At 72.5% G+C, this 19199-nt stretch carries 11 protein-coding genes and 1 pseudogene; 5 read left to right on the top strand and 7 right to left on the bottom strand.

Annotation, left to right across the window (positions count from 1 at the left end; all coding sequences use genetic code 11):
• Positions 1–171: 171 nt before the first annotated feature.
• The gene (locus tag ACZ4WH_RS24055) at positions 172–936 is read right to left on the bottom strand and encodes an MBL fold metallo-hydrolase (protein WP_468183689.1); all 765 of its coding nucleotides are present in this window, start codon (positions 934–936) and stop codon (positions 172–174) included.
• Between the two features lie 209 nt (positions 937–1145).
• On the opposite strand from ACZ4WH_RS24055, the gene ACZ4WH_RS24050 reads away from it, so the two are divergent.
• Entirely contained in the window at positions 1146–1322 is a 177-nt protein-coding gene (locus tag ACZ4WH_RS24050; RefSeq protein WP_468183687.1) for a hypothetical protein, read from the top strand.
• Between the two features lie 18 nt (positions 1323–1340).
• Here ACZ4WH_RS24050 and ACZ4WH_RS24045 read toward each other — a convergent pair whose 3' ends face one another.
• The 5 genes and pseudogenes from ACZ4WH_RS24045 to ACZ4WH_RS24025 all read right to left on the bottom strand — a co-directional run bounded on the left by ACZ4WH_RS24045 (position 1341) and on the right by ACZ4WH_RS24025 (position 9158).
• Positions 1341–3026 (bottom strand): FAD-dependent oxidoreductase, encoded by a 1686-nt coding sequence (locus ACZ4WH_RS24045; RefSeq protein WP_468183684.1) that lies wholly within the window; start codon positions 3024–3026, stop codon positions 1341–1343.
• Between the two features lie 1045 nt (positions 3027–4071).
• A complete protein-coding gene (locus ACZ4WH_RS24040; RefSeq protein WP_468183681.1) occupies positions 4072–4539 on the bottom strand; it encodes an SsgA family sporulation/cell division regulator in 468 nt (155 codons plus the stop codon).
• Positions 4540–5139: 600 nt separating this feature from the next.
• Positions 5140–5313, bottom strand: a pseudogene (locus tag ACZ4WH_RS24035) (alpha/beta fold hydrolase); the annotation flags it as partial.
• A 702-nt stretch (positions 5314–6015) separates the two neighbouring features.
• On the bottom strand, positions 6016–8313 hold the full coding sequence (locus tag ACZ4WH_RS24030) for an ATP-binding SpoIIE family protein phosphatase (protein WP_468183678.1): 2298 nt from the start codon (positions 8311–8313) through the stop codon (positions 6016–6018).
• Positions 8314–8906: 593 nt separating this feature from the next.
• Positions 8907–9158, bottom strand: a complete 252-nt coding sequence (locus ACZ4WH_RS24025) for a WhiB family transcriptional regulator (RefSeq protein ID WP_468183738.1) — start codon at positions 9156–9158, stop codon at positions 8907–8909.
• A gap of 737 nt (positions 9159–9895) precedes the next feature.
• Here ACZ4WH_RS24025 and ACZ4WH_RS24020 point away from each other — a divergent pair.
• On the top strand, positions 9896–10975 hold the full coding sequence (locus ACZ4WH_RS24020) for a S8 family serine peptidase (protein WP_468183675.1): 1080 nt from the start codon (positions 9896–9898) through the stop codon (positions 10973–10975).
• A 258-nt stretch (positions 10976–11233) separates the two neighbouring features.
• Here the strand turns inward: ACZ4WH_RS24020 and eccCa are convergent, their stop codons facing one another.
• Positions 11234–15229, bottom strand: a complete 3996-nt coding sequence (eccCa, locus tag ACZ4WH_RS24015; RefSeq protein ID WP_468183735.1) for a type VII secretion protein EccCa — start codon at positions 15227–15229, stop codon at positions 11234–11236.
• A gap of 330 nt (positions 15230–15559) precedes the next feature.
• Here eccCa and eccD point away from each other — a divergent pair, with 330 nt between their 5' ends.
• The 3 genes from eccD (at position 15560) to ACZ4WH_RS24000 (ending at position 19184) form a co-directional block, all read left to right on the top strand.
• Positions 15560–16957 carry a type VII secretion integral membrane protein EccD gene (gene eccD / locus ACZ4WH_RS24010; protein WP_468183672.1) on the top strand — a complete coding sequence of 466 codons (1398 nt, stop codon included), beginning with the start codon at positions 15560–15562 and terminating at the stop codon, positions 16955–16957.
• Positions 16958–16979: 22 nt separating this feature from the next.
• On the top strand, positions 16980–18464 hold the full coding sequence (gene eccB / locus ACZ4WH_RS24005; RefSeq protein ID WP_468183669.1) for a type VII secretion protein EccB: 1485 nt from the start codon (positions 16980–16982) through the stop codon (positions 18462–18464).
• Positions 18465–18806: 342 nt separating this feature from the next.
• On the top strand, positions 18807–19184 hold the full coding sequence (locus ACZ4WH_RS24000) for a hypothetical protein (protein ID WP_468183666.1): 378 nt from the start codon (positions 18807–18809) through the stop codon (positions 19182–19184).
• Positions 19185–19199: the final 15 nt, after the last annotated feature.

The following is a 19199-nucleotide window of genomic DNA, read 5'->3' as shown; positions in this document are numbered from 1 at the left end:
TGACGGCGGCGACGGACGGTGGACGTCGGCTGCCCCGGTCACCGGGGAACCGGGAGCCTGGTCTCCTGCGCGGCCCGGCGTCGCGTCTGCGCCGTTCCAGCATCCTTCGGCGTTGTGGATAATTTGTGGGTTTTCGCGAGCCCACGGCCGGCCCGGTGGACCGGCCGTGGGCTACCGAGCGGCCCGCTCGCGAGCGTGAACGACGGCCTCCTTCACGATGCCGCGGTGCAGCGGCCCGTGCCCCGGCAGGACGACGTCGGCGTCCACCGGCTCCAGGAGGGACAGGGCGGCAAGCGCCTGCTCACGGTCCGTGTGGAACATGTCCGGGAGGAGCTGCGGCCCATGGACGCGCGAGGTCGGATGGGCGGTCACCAGAGCGTCCCCGCTGACGAGGACGCCGAGGTGAGGCAGATGGTAGGCGCAGTGGCCACCCGTGTGCCCGGGTGTATGGACGGGTACGGGAGCACCGGGCAGATCCAGTGCGCCGGGTGCGGGGAACGGCGACGGGTCGGCGACGGGCACGTGTGCCGTCCCACCAGAGCGGATGGCGTGCACAGCCCACGGTATGACTCCCGGGCGCCAGGCATTGGCCAGCACCTGGCCCACCGACACCTGGTGCAGGAACTCGCGCCGGGCGTGCGGCACCTCCTGCTCGTGCATGAGCACCGAGGTGCCATACTCGGAGCGGATGCGCTCCGCTCCGCCTATGTGGTCGGTGTGGGCGTGGGTCACAAGGACGGCGGTCACATCCCGCGGTTCCAGCCCCACGGCAGCGAGTGAGGCGAGAACCCTGGCGTGATCACCGGGGTAACCGGTGTCGATGAGTGTGGCGTCGCTGCCCTCCTTGACGATCACCCAGTTGGTGTTGCTGCCGGTCACCAGAAACACCTGATCGTCGACGCGGACGATGTCCTCGTCGCGCAGTGGCTGCGTCATGTTGATCCCTTCGTTGAAACGTATTCTAGACGCAGCGCTGCGGCCGACTGCTCGCAGTGGACAGTCCCCGGCGACACACATGTGATCCGGTCGCAGTTGCTCTACCACGGGTAACAAGATCACAGTGCAACGTGTGGCCGTCCTACAGCCCCTGTTGTGGTCCCCCTTCTCTGCCGCACCCCGCGGCAGCACGTCTTCACGGATTGCCCATGGTGTCCATTCGGCAGCGCCTCGACGAGGCGAGCGACGACTACGAGGAGCATCTGCGGAACTGCCGCCAATGCGGCACCGCAGCGGTGCCCTGCGCGGTGGCCAAGTACCCGCGCCGAGTACACAACAACCTGCTCAGGTCCGGACGCCGGCAGCAGGACGCATCCCACCGCTGAGAAGCGGACTTCGCCGTCTCACGGTTGGGTGACCAGGGCGAGGTACTGGTGTACCGAGCGGACGGCGCTGGCGCCGTCGCCGGTGGCCGCCGCGACCCGCTTCATCGACTCCGCCCGCACGTCTCCCGCGGCGAAGACCCCCGGCACGCTCGTCTCGTACGGCAGCGGGGCGCGGCCCAGGCTTCCCCACAACGGACCCAGCATCGCCGGTGTCAGCGCGCGGTCGGTCGGGATGAAACCCTTGTCGTCCCGTGCCACGTGGGTCAGCCAGCCGGTGGCCGGCTCGGCGCCGATGAAGCAGAACAGGCCCGCGCACGGGATCTGGCGCGTCCCGTCTCCGCGCTCGGTCAGTGATACGCCGTCCAAACGGGAATCGCCGTGCAGTCCGGTCACCTCGGTGCTGGTGCGAACGGTGATGCGCGGGTCGCCGACGATGCGGTCCACCAGGTACGAGGACATGCGGGCGCCCAGGTCGGCGCCGCGCAGCACCAGGGTGACACCTGCGGCGTGCCTCGCCAGATGGAGTGCCGCCTGTCCGGCGGAGTTGGCGCCGCCGACCACGACGACTGGGCGTCCGGCCACTGACTGGGCCTCCATATCGGTGGCCGCGTAGTAGATGCCGCTGCCGGTCAGCTCGGCCCACCGGTCCACGGGTAGCGCACGGTAGGCCGCGCCGGTGGCGATCACCACCGCCCGGGTACGGATCCGGGTGCCGTCGACGAGTGTGATCACGTGTGTGTCCCGGTCCGTTTCCAGAGCCACCACACGGCAGGGACTGGCGATGTGGGCGCCGAACTTCAGGGCCTGGACCGCTGCGCGAGCGGCGAGGTCGGCGCCGCTGAGACCGAACGGAAAGCCCAGGTAGTTCTCGATGCGTGCGCTCGTGGCCGCCTGGCCGCCGGTGGCGACCGCGTCGAGCAGCACGGTCTCCAGCCCCTCGGAGGCTCCGTAGACGGCGGCCGCCAGACCCGCCGGGCCGGCGCCCACGACGACCAGGTCCGACGTTCCGCGGCCGGTGCGGCGGTAGGCCAGGTTGAGCCGCTCGCTGAGGGACCCGGGGGTGACCCGCGGCAGCACGTCGCGGCCGATCAGGGCGATAGGAAGGTCGGCCGGGGCCGTGCCGGTCGCCGACCGGATCTCCTGCCCCTCCGCGGAGTCCTCCGGCACCCAGGAGTAGGGGACTCCCTGGCGGGCCAGGAAGGTTCTCAGGCTCATCCCCGTCGCGGAGTGGGCGTCGCCCACCACCCGCAGTGTCTGCTCGGTGGCCAGTCGCAACAGCCGGCGGCGGGCCAGGAACGTGCGCAGGAAGAGGTCGGACAGTTCCGTCTCCTGCTTCATCAGCTGCCGGAGGGACTGCGCGTCCACCCGGTGGATCGTGCCCGCAGTGGTCACCCGGATGGTCAGGCCCCGCCGCTGTCCGGTCAACAGACCGAGTTCCCCGGCGAACTGCCCGGGACCGTAGCTGAAGAAGACGTCCTCGCAGTCGGGTGCCTCGGCAGGGCACAGGGCCTCCAGATGGGCCGTGCCGCACAGCACCAGGTCACCGGAGTCGTCCCCGATGTCGAAGAGGATCTGGCCGGCGGCGACCTTTTCCGGTTTCGCGTAGCGGAGGGCCCGGGTGACCTGCTCCGCGGTCAGCCGGGACGCCGCGGCCGTCCCGAGATCATCGGAACTATCGCCGATTTCAGGAAATGATGTAGCCATGGGCCGAGCATGTCATTGGCGGGTGTTCCGCGCCAGGTTCGCGTGACATGTCACGGATTCGGTATATGTGTGTGCTCGCGGTGACACGGCGAGGAACCCCAACGCCATGCCGTGGGAAGTGACGATGCCGGACGCATGGCATGCTCGGGACAGGGCGTGGCGCTCTTGGCCGGCCTTTTCCCGACGACCCGGCGGAGCACCCGGTGGCCGCCGCCCACCGGGGGCGGTCGCGCGGCCGTGACCGGGGTGTGTCCGGGCACCGCCTCGGAACGGTCCCGGGGACAGCGGCTCGTCCGCGGTGACGACGTCGTGGGAGACCAGCGCGTAGCACTGCACCATCTGCTCGTGGGAGTCGGGACCGCCGTCGGGGGCGGTCGCGTCCTGCACGAGCGTCATCCGGTGGCCACGCTCCCTCGCGGCTGTGCGGGATGGACTCCACACACGTCGTACCGATCAGGCCTGCCACGGCACGTGCGCGATGCCCCGCCGCGAGCTGGTTGTTCACATCGGTGGGGGCGGACACGTCTCGGTTCTTGTACGGGGCGACGACCACGTCACCGGGGTCGGGCTGGAAGTCCGGGTGCTCTCCGCCTCGAACATGCGGTCGTCGAACATCGTGCGGCGGATCCCGGACCGGTGCTTCCAGTTGTCGTACTCCTCGTCGGTGTACGAGGGCGAGAAGAAAGCGGGAAGCCTTGGTCCCGGAAGCCGGCGAGGCACCACTGTCAGGCTGTGCCGGCGAGCCGGTTGACGAGGAAGGTCAGAACCGTGGCGGAGGCGGGATCGGGCCGCTGACAGTCGTCCGCGAGGAGCGGGACGGGTCTCCGCCGGGCCGCAGGGTGCGAACCATGTCATAGGTCAGAGGGTCATCCCCGGACTGGGCAGTGCTTGTGGTGCTCGCACAAGTCATTCGGCCTGAATCAGTCCTGTTTCCGGCCGGCGCCTTTTTCACGGCAGCCGGGTGGCCGACGGGTCGAACGCGCGATCCGGTCCAGGCGTCCGCCCGGCGGGGAGGGTACGGGCAGCGCCGTACGGAGCGAGGATGTCACGTCCGGTCGAGCCAGTGCGCGGTCAGGGCGTCCCAGTCGATCATCCGGTGCTCGGTGCCGGAGGGGACCAGCGCGTACGTGGCGTCGAGCCAGTGCCGGACGTCCGCCAGGTCCGCCGCGAAGGTGACGTGCCCCCCGGGCCCGATCAGGCTGAAGCAGAGGCGGGAGGGCTCGCCGGTGCGCCGGTAGGAGGGCCAGACGAGGAAGTCGCCCTCGCCGCTGGGCCGCCGGGTTCCCCCGGCCAGCAGGTCCCGCGCCACCACCCAGGTCACGCAGACGTCCGTGTCCAGGTCTCCGAAGAGATCCAGCGCCACCGCGTACGGATCGTCCTCGGCGTAGCGCATCCGGCACAGCACGGGTGAGGGGCCCTTGGGGCCGAACAGACGCCAGAGCGTGGTGAGGAGCACGGGCGGGCCGCACTGCGCCGACGCCTCGTGGCCGGTGTTCGCTCTGTCGCTGTTCATGTGACGGACTCCCCTTGCAGTGGTCGATCTGCCGGCTGCCTTCATGCCGGCCTACGTCATGTTCGGCGTGACAACCCCGGTCACGCATCGGTAGAACGACTGCCGGCGGTGTCCGTGGGCGGTCCACCGGACCTGGGCGGAGTGGGAGAGCAACCGGAGACCACCTCACCGGTCGGACGCTGTGCGGCATCCGTCCTCGGCGGCCGCCGCGAGTCCGCGCACGGGGACCGGCGACATGCGTCCGTGCCCCGAGCACGTACGCCCGCTGGCCCTCCTCGGGCAGCCATCCGTGATCGTCCGAGCGGGCCCCGGTGCACCTCACAAGGCCGAGGACGTGGAGTCGGCGCACACGCCTTCTTCGTCGACGGGCGTCGGCACCAGGGGCGCTGCAACAGCGCTCGCATGTCCGGCGCCGTGCGCGCGGCCAGGACGCGGGCAGCCCTGGCCGTCTCCGGAGCGGCGCCGCGGCAGCGGTCCCGCGAAACGCGTTCCCCGGTCCCCCGGAGAACCGACGGCACTCCGTCGGATGCGCACGAGGCCGACGGCGGGCGCCCCACCCCTGGCCTCGCTGGAGTGGGGCCACCGTCGCACTGGCTGTGATTACTTGGCGAGGAAGGTGAGGAGGGCGTCGTTGACTTCCTGGGCGTGGGTCCAGAGCAGGCCGTGGGGGGCGCCGTCGACCTCGACGTAGTCGGCGTGGGGGAGGGCCTTGTGGAAGGAGCGGGCGGTGGAGTCGATGGGCAGGATCCTGTCGGCGGTGCCGTGCAGGATCAGTTCATCACTTGGTCACCTGGGCCAGTGCCTGGGTCGACCACGGCCGGGGGGAGAGCATGTGGGCGTACTCCCTGCGGCTGGGTGGGTCACACGCCCTACTGAATGGCTGGGCGGGCAATCCGAGGCTGCTGAAGCTCCTCACGGCGGAGGAGCAGCGGCGCCTGGAGGTCGCGCGCGAGAGATCGGCCCGGGCGCGGCGCGACCGGGTGCCGGCGGGACGCTGAGGCGGGACTGTGACGGGGCGCGGCTGCGGGTGGCCGCGGCCAGGGGCCGGCCGCAGTGTCCCTGCCCCTGCGGTCCGGGCCGCGCACGACGGCGCGGCCCGCACAGGAGACACGGAGGAAGTCTCGGCGCGCCGGGGACAACGTGTTCCTGGCGTCGAGGGCCGGACGGCCGCGGGCAGCGGGTGTGCGAGAGCCTGCGGCGGCCCGTCGGCCGTTCTCGTCGCCCTGCCGGGACGAAGGCCGGATGTGCTGTGCACCGTCGGCTTCTGCGCCCAGCCGTGCCGGCACCGCACTGCGCGAGGTGGGACCGACAAGGATGTCGGGCCCGCACCGTGGTGGCCGGGCCGTTGTAGGCCTCAGCCGTATGGCGGGGCGTCCTGAGGTGAGGGCGACGGAGACGTGAGAGCGGGCCGTCCGGTCGCCCGGTCCTCTTGGCGCGCGTGGGAGGTGACGGAGCCCCCACCGGTCCCGGAGCGCTCTATCCCTGCGGGATGGGCACGCCCGCGAGGGGCTGGTCCGGGACGGTCATCTTCAGCGACACCGTCTTGCCGCGGCCGTTGGGGGAGGTGTTCCATCCTCCGGCCAGCGCCTCCACGATGAGAAGGCCACGGCCGTGCTCGGCCTCGGCGTTGTCCTCCTCGGCCAGGGCCAGCGGGGAGGGGATCGGCGGGTCGCTGTCGGAGTCCCGCACCTCCAGCCGGACGTGTTCGGCGGAGGCGCGCAGGCGGACATCGACGTCGCTGTCCGCGTGGACCAGGGCGTTCGTGACGAGCTCGGAGACGAGGAGCTGCAGGGTGTCCGCCAGCCTCGCCAGATCCCAGGCACGCAGCTGCTCCGTGACGAAGACGCGGGCCGTCTTGACCCCCTGCAGATCGCGGCGTTGCACGTGCAGCGCCGCCGTGCGCGGCGCCTCCTTCCCGGCTGCAGCCTCGTAGCGCGCCAGGAGCAGCACCGCGTCGTCATGGCCCTGCCGGAATGCGGCGCCTGCGGCGGTTCTGGTGACTTCGGCGACCACATGGTCGGCGAGCTGCTCGAGGTCCTCGCCGGTCTCCGGGCCGGCGCTGTCGAACACCGGCTGTGCCCACGACACCGGGTCGGCGGCGGCGTAGCCGTGCAGACCGTCCGAGTACAGCATCAGCACGGAGCCGGGCCGGAGCGTGTGCTCACGGCCCTGGTACGCCTGATCGGTGGTGACACCCAGTGGAAGGTTGGCGGGCGCGTGCAGTGCCGAGAGACATCCGTCGGGTTGGCGCACCAGGGGCTGGGGATGGCCGGCAAGCGCCACCTCGGCCGTACCGTCGGAAGTGTCCAGGGAGACGACGCAGCAGGTCACGAGGAGGTCCGCGCCCAACTTGGCGAGCAGTCTGCCGGTGCGGTCGATCACCACGGCAGGACGGTGTCCCTCCGCGGCGTAGGAGGCGAGTGCGGTCCGCGCCTGGCCCATCAGCGCGGCGCTGTTCAGGCTGTGCCCCTCGACGTCTCCGACGACCAACACGACGCGGTCACCGGGCGCGCTGATCACGTCGTACCAGTCCCCGCCCACCTTGGACGTGATCTCGGCGGGCCGGTACCGAGCGGTGGCCGTCAGCCGGGGGAACAGAGGGAGCACGGGAGGAAGGAGCTGGCGTTGCAGGTGCTCGGCGACCTGCTGCTGTTGCGCGCTCAGTTCGACGCGCTGCACCGCCGCGCCGAGCAGACCCGCCATCATGGTCATGAGGGCCCGCTCTTCCGGCGGGAAGCCGCGGGGTCCGTCGAAGAACAGGCAGCACACGCCGAGGACGTCGCTGCCCTGGGGCTGCGGGAGGTCGAGGACGTGCCTGTTCCCGATGAGAGGCAGGTGTGCCTCGGCGAGATCCTGGGCCGACGGGGACCCGGTGTCGGACCCACCACCGGGTCCGGCCGGCTCCACGGTGCGGAACTGCGGGCCGGCCCGGAGGGCGTCCGCCGTCGACGAGGGAGCGTTCACCCTGCTGCCGTGCAGGCCTCGGGCCAGCTCGGAGGAGTTGCCGCTGTGTCCGACGACCCAGAAGCGTCCGTCCTGGGCCACGGAGAGGACGATGGCCCGGGCTCGCAGCGGCGTCATGACGCAGGACCGTGCGGCGGCTATGACGTCCTGCTTGGTCGTGGCCTGGTTCAGCAGGTCGGCGAGTCGGCGCAGCGGGTACATCATGCTCGTGCCACCCGAGCCGGGCACACCGGGTAGACCCCAGCCCGCTGTGCGGACACTCGCGGGCCGTGCCGGGATGAGAGTCGGAGTGCAGGCGGCGACGACCGCCTCACCGCGGTCGGCGAGCGCCGTGAGGGCGGCGGCGAGCCCTTTTCCCATGTCCTCCAGCGCCGCTTGGTCCGCGGCCGAGTAGCGGCCGTGAGTATCGAGCCGGAGAGTCATCAGGGCACCGAAGCGACGGTCCCCTGCGACCACCGGGGTGGCGAGCGCGAGGTAGGGATACGACAGCGGGGGCTGTGGATGCTCCGCCTCCCCGTGTGTTTCCAGGTCACCCACTGTGGTGTCCGATGTGAGCGCGCGAGCGGGCTCGTAGGGCGAGTCCAGGTCCGCTCCGGGGAGGAAACTGAAGATCGAGGGCGGACTGCCCGCGATCATCGCCACTTCCAGGTGGGTCCGGTCCGCGTTCAGCAGATAGACGGCAGCCGCGACGGCACCCGAACGGCGCACCGTCTCGGAGACGGTGTGGTGCAGAGCATCCCCGAGCTGAGGGCCGATTCCCCCGGAACCGTCGCCGCCGAGGTGCGCTTCGAAGATGTTGCCGCTGGTCACCGATCACCCCCTTGTCTGCCGCGGTGGCGAACCCGGAGGCGGCAGGGCGTTCGCACGTTCACGCCGCCTCGGTGACAGTGACCTTTTCGGTTCCATCCTAGGGGCTGGGCACGGTGGCCGCGCTGCCCGGACCGTTGGTCCGCCGAACGGCCGCGAGCTTCAGGTGCCGGCCGGCACGGTCCCGTGGTGCGCCGCGAACGCGGTGCCCACGGGTGACACCCGCTGTCCGGCAACCCCGGCCGGTCCCGCCGGTCACGGCCGGGCGACGACGCCTCCTTCCGCCGGGTGCCCCCGATCCTGCGCGCGACGGCAAGGCGGCACGGACGGCAACGCTGCGTCGCGCGTTCCCTACTCGCTGGCAGCGGGCGGTGGGGAGGCCGACGGCCTCCGCGCTCCCATCGCCCGAGAGGAGCTGACGGTCCCGGAGCCGCATATCGCGACACCGGCGACCGAGGGGCTGACCAGCCGTCGGTCCGAGAACGTCTCTTCCTGTCCCACCGCACCACCGGGTCCCACCTCCGCCGCATCGGCCGGCGGTGCCCGTGCGTCTCACGACGCCCCGCCCGACGCAGGATCCGGAGCGGAAGGCAGGGTCACGAGGCCTCCGGCAGGTCACCGTTCACCAACCGGTTGCGGTCGGCCTCCGACAGCCCGCCCCACACGCCGTAGTGCTCACCCGCCGCGAGCGCCATGCGCGCGCACTGCTCCTTGACCTGGCACCCGGCGCACACCTGGCGCGCCCGCTCCTCGCGTTCCCGGCGACGGTGTCCGCGCTCATTCGCCGGCGAGTAGAAGACCGAGCTGTCCATGCCCCGGCAGGCAGCGGAAAGCTGCCAGTCCCACACGTTACCGACAGGCCTGAGCAGACGGGGGTAGCGGGGTCCGGACACGGTCACTCACCTCACGAACGGTCTGCCGAGACTGGCTCGACTGAGAGTGCCCCGGGTGAAAGAAGGACACATCCGTCGTTTGACTGACGGGAACACACGAGCGTAGGGGCACGCTCCGACCACGTCTCGCAGCACTGCTCCGCCCTCGGACGCCGGACGGGGCCCGTCGCTCGGCCCCGGAGAGCCCTCCCGCTCCCGCACAGCACAAAGTCGCCTCCGCGAGGCTTCCCCCTTCCCGCGGAATGGCATGCGGCCCTGTGCGACGTGCCGGACACACGTACTTCGCCGGCCCCCGGCGGTGACGCGACCCCGCGAAGCGCTCCCGGCTGCGCACGCGGTGCCGGGCCCTGGAGTATGACGTGTGACACTGCCTGCGCCCGGCGCAGTGCCCGACCGCCGGCCTGGTGACGCCACCGCATGTGCACACATGACGGACGGCGCGCGTCCGGCACGTTGTCGCGCGCGGCTACGATACGTGCACCTTCCAGAAGTTGACGACGACAGGCGACGGAGGCTCTGTGACTCCCAGGTTTCTCCCGCGTCCACGGACACGGACACGTCCTCCGCTCACATGTGACGGCATCCGCACCGGCGCGGCAGCATCCGCCGCCACCGCCGTGCTCCTGCTCTGCATGGCCGCCGGCTCGGCAACCGCCGCGCCTACCTCGGCCTCGCCCTCGCCCTCGGCGAGCGTGCTGAGACTGCCCAGCGTCCCCGCCCGCCTCGACGCCACGGCGACGACCTGCACCGGGGGGTCGGCCACCGTCATGACCCAGGTGCCGTGGGCCCAGCGGGTGCTCGGGCTCGCCAAGGCCGGGCTGCTGACCGAGGGTGTGGGCGTCACGGTCGGCGTGGTCGACACGGGTGTGTCGCCGAAGGCGGCAGCGCTGTCCGGCCGAGTCACGGTCCAGCCGGGCGCGGGCTCGGACTGCGTGGGGCACGGCACCTTCGTCGCCGGGCTCATCGCCGCCGCTCCGCGCTCGGGCGTGGGGTTCGCCGGTGTGGCGCCGGCCGCGCGGATTTTCGCCGCGCGTGGTACCGACGAGACCGGGAACGCCGACGCGAGGACGGTCGCGCGCGGGATCCGGGCGGCAGTGGACGCCAGGTGCCGGGTCGTGACGGTGTCGGCGGCTCTGGCGCGGAGCGACTCCTCACTCACCTCCGCCGTACGCTACGCCACCGCGCACGACGTGCTGCTGGTCGCCCCCGCCGTGCCGGACGGCGCCTCCTCCACCCACGGTGCGACGGCGTCCCCCACGACGTTCTGGCCTGCGGCCGCGCCGGGTGTGCTCTCGGTGGTCGACTTCGGCGCCGACGGGAAGCGTCCCGACGGCGCGCTCGAGCCGGCCGGGCCGGACCTGGCCGCTCCCGGCGACCTGGTGAGCGGCCTCGGACCGTCCGGTGACGGCCACTTCGTGGGCAGTGGGGCCTCCTTCGCCGCCGCCTACGTGGCCGGCGCCGCCGCGCTCGTACGGGCCTATCACCCGGACCTGACCGCCGCGCAGGCCGCAGACCGGCTGGAACGCACCGGTTACCCCGCCGACGTGCCGCGCCTGGACGTGAACGGCGCGCTCACCGGCGTCCTGTCCTCCGGCCCGGCCGCCGAGCCGCCGGCCGGTACCGGCTTCCACGCGCTCGCGGTCGTCGGCGACGGCGGGACGGTCCGCCGCGCCGCCGCGCTGACCGCCGCCTGCGCTGCCCTGGCCCTGGCCCTGGCGGCGACGGCGGCACTGCGCCGCCGGGCCCACCGCCGGACGGGCGAGCACGCCTGACGATCCGCCCGTCCGGCCCGCTGCCGTGACGGACACGGTCCGGTGCCTCAGGGCGGCGTGGGCTGGTGCGGGGGCGGCCCCGGCCGGTCGGGCACCGGGTGCGGGTCGGGGCGCCGGGAGGGACCGGCCGTCATCGGGCACGGTGGACGGGTGCAACACAGCGGGGGCCGGGCCTGCCGTGGACCGGTCCCCGGCCGGACTTCCGGCCGGTCCACCCGTGAACCCCGCTCGCGCCCCGCCCCGTCGGTCGGGCCGGTCTCAGCCCGCCTCCGGGCCCGGGGCCGCATCGGGGGCGGCGACCGCCGCCTGAATCTGGGTGGTCCGGCGGCGGGTGACGTACAGACCCCGCCCCGGCGGCAGGACGCGGGGCTTGACGCCGAAGACGTGGCCCTCCGAGGGCGGGCACGACAGCAGCAGCCCGGGTGAGTTGACCTCCAGGACGCGCCGCACCAGCGGGTCGTTGACGCCGCGCATGGCGCCCGCGGCGGCCCGGGCGACGATCACGTGCACGCCGACCTCGTAGCCCAGCGGCAGGTGCTCCAGAAGCGGTTCGAGCGGAGTCTGCATTGGCTGGGCCACCAGGTCGTAGTCGTCCACCAGGACGAACAGCCGGGGCCCCGTCCACCAGTCGGCCAGCCGCATCCGGGCGGGCGAGATGTCCTGTCCCGGCGTGCGTTCCGCCAGCGCCCGCCCCACACCGGTCACCTGCTTGCGCAGCTGGTCCACCGAGACGGCGTGACCCAGCCGGTACTCCTCGGGCACGGCCTCCACCAGTTGGCGGCGGTAGTCGACGACCAGGATGCGCGCCTCGGCCGGGGTGAACGTCCGCACGATGTGCTGGGCCATCAGCCGTAGGAGGTTCGTCTTGCCGGTCTCGCTGTCGCCGAACAGCACCAGGTGCGGCGTCTCGGAGAAGTCGTGCCACGCGGTGCCCAGTTCGGTCTCCTCCAGGCCGAGCGGGAAGCGGAAGCGGCGCTCGGGCGCGACGGGCGGCAGGTCGTGCGCGTCCAGCCTGGTCGGCAGCATCCGCACCGCCGGCGCACCCGGCCCCGGCCAGCTCTCGGTGACCGCCGCCACCAGATCGCTCACCCCGTCGGCCAGATCGTCGGCACGTTCCGCCCCGTCGATCCGGGGCAGCGCCGCCAGGTAGTGCAGCTTGCCCTCGACGGTCAGGCCGCGTCCCGGCGAGCGGGGCACGCTGCTCGCCTTGCGGATGTCGACCACGGAGTCCATCGCGTCGCCCATGCGCAGTTCCAGCTTGGTGCCGGCCTGGTCGCGGATCGCGGCGACCAGCTCCACCCAGCGCGCGGCCGTGATCACCAGATGGATGCCGTAGTTCAGCCCGCGTGCGGCGATCTGACTCAGCGCGGGGATGTCGTCCTGGAAGTCCTGCCGGACGGTCGACCAGCCGTCGACGACGAGGAACACGTCGCCGTACGCCTCCTCGGGGAACTCGCCGGCCGCCCGGCGGCGGCGGAGCGTGGCCATGGAGTCGATGCCGTGCTCCAGGAACATGCGTTCGCGCCGGGCCAGCAGCGAGGTGACCTCCGCGAGGGTGCGGCCCACCCGCTCAGTGTCCAGGCGGGTCGCGACCGAGCCCACGTGCGGCAGCCCGGTCAGTCCGGACAGGGTGCCGCCGCCGAAGTCCAGGCAGTAGAACTGCACCTCGCGCGGCGTGTGGGTGAGCGCCAGCGCCGTGACGAGGGTGCGTACGAGGGTGGACTTGCCGCTCTGCGGGCCACCCGCGATGCCGACGTGCCCGCCCGCGCCGGACAGGTCCACCGTCAGCAGGTCGCGCTTCTGCTCGAAGGGCTGGTCGACGACCCCCACCGGCACCCGAAGCGCGCCGCGCCCGGCCCAGTCCGCGGTGGTCAGGCCGTATACCGGGTCGGGCGACAGCGGCGGCAGCAACCGGTCCAGGGTCGGCGACTGGGTCAGCGGCGGCAGCCACACCTGGTGCGCCGGCGGCCCGGAGTCCCGCAGCCGCTCCAGCGCGACCGACAGCAGCGACGGCGCGTCCTCCTCGTTCTCCCCGCCCTCGCCGGGCGGCTGCTCCCCGGCGGCCGGCGGCAGCTCGCGCTCGGCCACCCGCTCCCCGCTCCAGGCCACCACCTGGCTGGCGACCCGCTCCTGGACGAGGGCGCCGGACCGCTCGCGGTACCCGCCGGAGACGTAGGCCGCGCGGAACCGGGTCAGCGGCTCTGTGCCGCTCTTGAGGAACCCGGCGCCGGGTTGCGAGGGCAGCTCGTAGGCGTCCGGCACACCGAGCACGCCCCGGCTCTCCATCGCCGAGAACGTGCGCAGGCCGATCCGGTACGACAGGTGGCTCTCCAGCTGGTGCATACGGCCCTCGTCCAGGCGCTGCGAGGCCAGCAGCAGGTGAACGCCCAGCGAGCGGCCGAGCCTGCCGATCATCACGAAGAGCTCCATGAACTCGCGGTGCGCGGACAGCAGTTCGCTGAACTCGTCGACCACCACGAACAGGCTGGGCAGCGGCGCCAGCGGGGTGCCCGCGGCGCGTGCCTTCTCGTACTCCAGCGCGGAGGTGTAGTTGCCGGCCGCGCGCAGCAGCTCCTGGCGGCGGATCAGCTCGCCGTGCAGGGCGTCCTGCATGCGGGAGACCAGCGCCGCCTCCTCCGCCAGGTTGGTGATGACCGCAGAGGTGTGCGGCAGCTGGTCCAGGCCGAGGAAGGTCGCGCCGCCCTTGAAGTCGACCAGCACGAAGTTCAGGGACTCCGAGGAGTGGCCGAGCGCCAGCGCCAGCACCAACGTGCGCAGCAGCTCACTTTTGCCGGAGCCGGTCGCGCCGATGAGCATGCCGTGCGGGCCCATGCCGCCCTCCGCGGACTCCTTGATGTCCAGCTCGACGGCGCGTCCGTCGCCGCCGACCGCGATGGGCACGCGCAGCCGGCGCGCCGCGGAGGCGCCGCGCCGCTCCCAGTAGGCCTTCGGGTCGTGCCGGTACAGGTCGGGGATGCCGAGCAGGCTGGTCAGCTCCACGTCGGTGGCGAGCGGCTGGGCCGCCTCCGCGGTGACGCCGGTGCGCATCGGGGCCAGCACCGCGGCCAGCGCCCGCGCGGAGACCGGTCCCAGCCGGTCGGCGCGGCCCAGCGTGGTCATCGACTCCTTGCGGCTGCGGCCGGTGCGCACCAGCCGCACCTCGCCCTCCTCGACGTGCAGGCGCAACGTGGTGCGGCCCGGCCGCCACGGCAGTTCGCCCGACAGGTCGAGTACCACGGTGTTGCGGAAACCCGCACGGGTCAGAGGGTGACCGGAGGGCGTCTGGCCGCCGTCCACCACGATCACCGTGTACGGCTCGTCCTGGCTAGCCGTGGCGCCCGCCTCGAACGGTGGCCGGTCGGCGAAGTCCTCGCCGAGCAGCGCCTCAAGTTCGCCGGCGGCGGAGACGAACAGCCGGACCGGGCCCGCCCCGTCCGTTTCCACCGGGTGGTGGGTGTGCGGCAGCCACTTCGCCCAGTCCCACTCCCCGGCCCGTTCGGCGGAGACGCAGAAGACGATCATCAGCTCCTGCGGGGAGTGCGCGACCGCGAGCTGGCCGAGCAGGGCCCGCGCGACGCCGAGCACCTCCTCCCGGTCGCCGCGCAGCAGTACCCGCGCCCACGCCGGAAGGAAGATCGCGATGGGCTGTCCGGGGACGGTGGAGTACGCGTTGACGAAGGCGCGCAGGGCATGCGCGGTCAGTGGGTCGAGGTCCTCCACCGGTTTGGTGGCATTGGTCGTCAGCCGCATGCCCAGGCGCTGCTCGCCGACCGCGATCCGCACCTCGCCGAAATCCTGGTCGGACGGACGGCGCTCCCACAGCCGCGTGGTGCGCGCCAGCGCCCACAGGGCGGTGGGCCTCGGGTGCCGCCACGCCAGCGCGCTCTGCTGCTCGGCCACCGCCGCCCTGACCTTGCGGCGGGCGCCGCCGAGGTAGCGCAGGTAGTCCCGGCGGGCCCCCTTGAGCTTCTGCCTGCGTTCCGCGGCACCGCGCATCAGCTGCCCGAGCAGCATGAAGACCATCGCCAGCGCCATCACGCCGACCACCACATACGTCATTGGACCGGAGGACTGGCCGGGACGCGCGTACAGCAGCACCATCGCGCCCGACATCATGGCCATCGGCAGATACGTCATCAGGCCGGCGCCGCCGTCCGGTACCTGTTCGGACAGCACCGGTGGCTCCTGGAGCACCATCTCGCCCTCGGGCATCTCGGGCCCCCGGCGCCGGGCCGGCCTGCGGAAGAAAACCACGCTCAACGGAAGACGTCCTTCTCAACGGGATGCGAAGCTCGATGCCACGGGGTCCGCACACGGGGTGTGTATCGCGTGTGCGCAAACGGAAAGCGGGCGGACGGCGGTGTGCTGGGCAACATATGGGGCCCTGGCGCCGTGCAACGACACCTGTGAGACTATCGGGCACCGCCGAGGTCGCCAACAGTGGTTCGCCACAAACCGGATCTCCGCCGTTTCGGCTGCCGGTTCCGGCGACCGGCTCTCCCCCGAGGACCCCGACAGGCTCCGGTCCAGGGGACCACCATCGGCCCCCGAGCGGCATCCGCCGCCGAAGAGGTGTGAACACGTATGAGTGAAGGATCAACGACAGGCGTGTGCCGGGTGACCATACGGGCCCCGGAGAAGATCCTCGACCTGGCCGTGCCCGCCGACATCCCGCTCGCCGACCTGCTCCCGGTCGTCGTCGCACAGGCCGGCGAACAACTGGAGGAAGCCGGGCTGGAGCACGGCGGCTGGGTGCTGCAGCGCATCGGCGGCGCACCGCTGGACGGTGAACTGACCCTCGACGCCCACGACCTGCGCGACGGCGAAGTACTGCTGCTGCGCCCGGAGACCGAGGCGCTGCCTCCGGTGCGCCATGACAATCTGGTCGACGCCGTCGCCGGCACGGTCCGCGAACTGCCCCACGCCTGGACTCCGGAGACCAGCCGCTGGACCCTGCGGCTGATGACCGCCGCCGCGCTCCTGGCCTGCCTCGTCGTGCTGGCACTGCCGGGCGACCCGGTGTCACGGACCGCGCTGGCGGCCGGTGCGGCGCTGCTGGCCCTGGCCGGCGCCGGGGCGGCGGCCAGGGTGATGGAGGACCCGCCCGGCGGAGTGGCGCTGGGCTTGGGCGCCGGCCTCCTGCTGGGGCTGGCGGGCGTCTTGCTGACCGGCGACCCGTGGACCGCCCCCGAGGACCCAGCCCGGGCCGGCGCGCACCTGCTGGCGGGCTCGGCGGCCACCGGAATCGGCGCCGCCCTGGCCCTGTCCGTGGTCTCCGCTCAAGTCGTCGTCTTCGCCTCCGCCATCGTGGTGTGCGTCGCCGGCGTCCTGGGCGGCGTGCTGATGATCGCCCTGGACGCGCCGTTCTCCGCCGCGGCCGGCGCCGTCGCGGTGGCCGCCGTCGTCTTCGGGGCGTTCGTGCCGCGGCTGTCATTCTCCCTGGCCGGTCTGCGGCTGCCGCCGCTGCCCACCACGCCCGAGCAGCTCCAGGAGGGGATCGAACCGCACGCGGGCGAGGACCTCGCCCGCCGCGCCGCGGCCACCGACCGCTGGATGAGCGGCCTCTACCTGGCCGCGGGCGCCGTGTGCGCTGCCTGCCTGGCCGGTCTGGCCCGCCGTCCGGAGCCGCCGCAGATGACCACCTGCGCCTTGCTGGCGCTGCTGCTGTTCCTGCACGGGCGCAGCCTGGGCACGGCCTGGCAACGGCTGGCGCTGACCGTACCGGCGCTGCTCGGCCCCCTGCTGGCGGCGGCCTGGCTGGCCGCTCACGGCGGTGGCGGGGTGCACCTGGCGGTCGCCGCTGCCCTGTTGCTGTGCACCGCGGGCCTGGCCGTGGCCTCCTGGATCGTTCCCGGCCGCCGCATGCTGCCCCACTGGGGCCGGGCCGGAGACCTGCTGCAGTCCGTAACGGCCTTCGCGCTGCTGCCCGCCGTGCTGTGGAGCCTCGGCGTGTACCAGACGCTGCGCTCGGCCAACGGCTGACCGGCGAACGAGGAGATACGTCATGCAGAACCGGCGGGACCAGGTCCAGGCACACCGCTTCGTCGTCTCCCGGCTGACGAGCGGCCTGCTGCGCGCCGACCCCGATGCCCCCGAACCGTCCACCCGCCGCACCGACAGGGGCGTCACCTTCGGCGCCGTCTTCGCGGCCGTGCTCGCCGCCGGCTTCCTGGTCTACGGACTCATCAGCCCCGGCGGCGCCACTGGCTGGCGCGACGGCCACACCCTGGTGGTGGAGGAGGGCACTGGCGCCCGCTACCTGTTCGACGGCGCCCGGCTGCGCCCCGTGCGCAACTACGCCTCGGCGCTCCTGCTGGTCGGCGCGGACCTGAAGACCGACACGGTCTCCGCCGCGTCCCTGCGGGGCACCCCGCACGGCGACCCGGTCGGCATCGAGGGCGCCCCCGACGACCTGCCCGACGCCGGCTCGGGAGCCTGGCAGGTGTGCGCGGGAACGCGGACCACCGACTCCGGCGAACGCGTGGGCACCACCACGCTGGTGGTCAACTCCCGCCTGCCCGGCGACACAGTGGCGGACGGCGTGCTCGTACGCGACGACGAGGGCGGCCTGTTCCTGGTGTGGCACGGCACCCGCTTCCGGCTGGCCACCGGGCAGGCCACGGTCGCGGCCCTCGGCTACGGGGCGGCGGACCCCCTGCCGGTGTCCGCCACCTTCCTCGACGCGGTGCCGGCGGGCGCCGACCTGGCCGCACCCCGGGTGACGGGCCAGGGCGGGGCGGGCCCGGACGCGGACGGCACCGCCACGCGGATCGGCCAGGTCTTCGTCGTCCGCACGCCCGGTTCCGCCCAGCAGTACTACCTGCTTCTGCGCTCGGGCCTGACCCCCGTCACCACCACCCAGGCGGCCCTGCTCCTGGGCGCTTCCAGCACCCGGGAGAAGGCCTACGGAGGCAAGGCCCCGCAGGCTCTGGCCCTGTCCCCGAACACCCTCGACCGCATGCTGGCGCCGAAGGGCTCCCATGACGAGGCGGCCGGAGTGCAGCGGTCGGGCTCCGTGATCCCCGCCGCGCCGCCGGTCCTTGCCCAGAGCAGGGACGACCGGAATCTGTGCGTACGGCTGACCCCTCAGGGGGACGCGGGCACCAGTGTCTCACTGGTCGCCGTGGACTCCTCGGCCGTCGCCGCCGGGGCCAGCGCTCCGGGCAGGGCCCTGGTCCCGGCCTGCCTGCCGGTGGACGCCGTGTCGGTGCCCGCCTCGGGCGGCGCCCTGGTACGGGCACTGAGCAGCGCGGGCTCGAGCATGGGCGACACCACCTACCTGGTGACCGACACCGGCCGGAAGTACCGCATCGCCTCCGCGGACGCCGCGACGGCGCTCGGCTACGACGTGAAGCAGGCCCAGAAGCTGCCTTCCCCGCTGCTTGACATGCTGCCGACGGGACCCGACCTGTCCCCGGAGGCCGCACAGGCGGGCCGCAGCGATGTCGCCGGCAAGAACCGGTGCGCGGGAGGTGACGGAAGGTCCTGATACATGTGACTGTTTCGTGTCGGCCGCACGGGAACTGGTCACTGCCGCAGACAACTTGACGATGCGTAGGTATATGTCGAGCAGGCATCGCCACATGCCTCACACACGTGATCGGTCATACTTGTGGCCCTCGCCATCGGGTGTTTATCATCGCGGTGACCCGACCGTCCGATTCTGACGGCCCGTTCGATGTGTCGGCTGCAGCAGCCTGGCATACGCACACTTGGTCGGCCGCAGCCGGACACGCGCACAGATGTTCCGCACGTCCCACGGCGAAACACCGCCATGGCAACGACGTGACCCCCCACTCGATTCGCCGATGGAACGGAAGGCAACGACACGATGAGCACCCCTAGCAACGGACGGCTGCAGGAGTCCTCCACCGCCACCTACGGCCAGGCCATCTCCAGCCTGGAGAGCGCCAGGAGCCAGATGACGCTCATCCAGGGAGACGTCCAGCAGGCGAAGGCGACCCTGCAGGCGCACTACCAGGGCGAGGACGGCCGTGCCTACGCGCGCGTCATGGACACCTGGCTGAACGAGGTGGACCGCATCAAGCGCACCTGTGAGGCCATGGAGAACCAGCTGGGCAACAGCATGCAGTCCTCCAACAGCGCGCAGGCCGGTGCCCAGCAGGCCATCGTCGACGGCGAAGGACACCTGACGGCGTTCGGATCCGACGTCGAGAACGGCACCTACACCGCCATGCGCGGCGCCTGACCCGTACCGCCACCC

This window comes from Streptomyces sp. NPDC029138 (assembly GCF_055564375.1).
The sequence above is the reverse complement of the archived record's forward strand: the minus strand, read 5'-3'. Positions and strand labels throughout refer to the sequence as shown.

Bases quoted from the DNA above. Each gene is read 5' to 3' on its own strand.
- ACZ4WH_RS24055 (WP_468183689.1), bottom strand. From the start codon at position 936: ATGACGCAGCCACTGCGCGACGAGGACATCGTCCGCGTCGACGATCAG.
- ACZ4WH_RS24050 (WP_468183687.1), top strand. From the start codon at position 1,146: ATGGTGTCCATTCGGCAGCGCCTCGACGAGGCGAGCGACGACTACGAG.
- ACZ4WH_RS24045 (WP_468183684.1), bottom strand. From the start codon at position 3,026: ATGGCTACATCATTTCCTGAAATCGGCGATAGTTCCGATGATCTCGGG.
- ACZ4WH_RS24040 (WP_468183681.1), bottom strand. From the start codon at position 4,539: ATGAACAGCGACAGAGCGAACACCGGCCACGAGGCGTCGGCGCAGTGC.
- eccD (WP_468183672.1), top strand. From the start codon at position 15,560: ATGAGTGAAGGATCAACGACAGGCGTGTGCCGGGTGACCATACGGGCC.
- eccB (WP_468183669.1), top strand. From the start codon at position 16,980: ATGCAGAACCGGCGGGACCAGGTCCAGGCACACCGCTTCGTCGTCTCC.
- ACZ4WH_RS24000 (WP_468183666.1), top strand. From the start codon at position 18,807: ATGAGCACCCCTAGCAACGGACGGCTGCAGGAGTCCTCCACCGCCACC.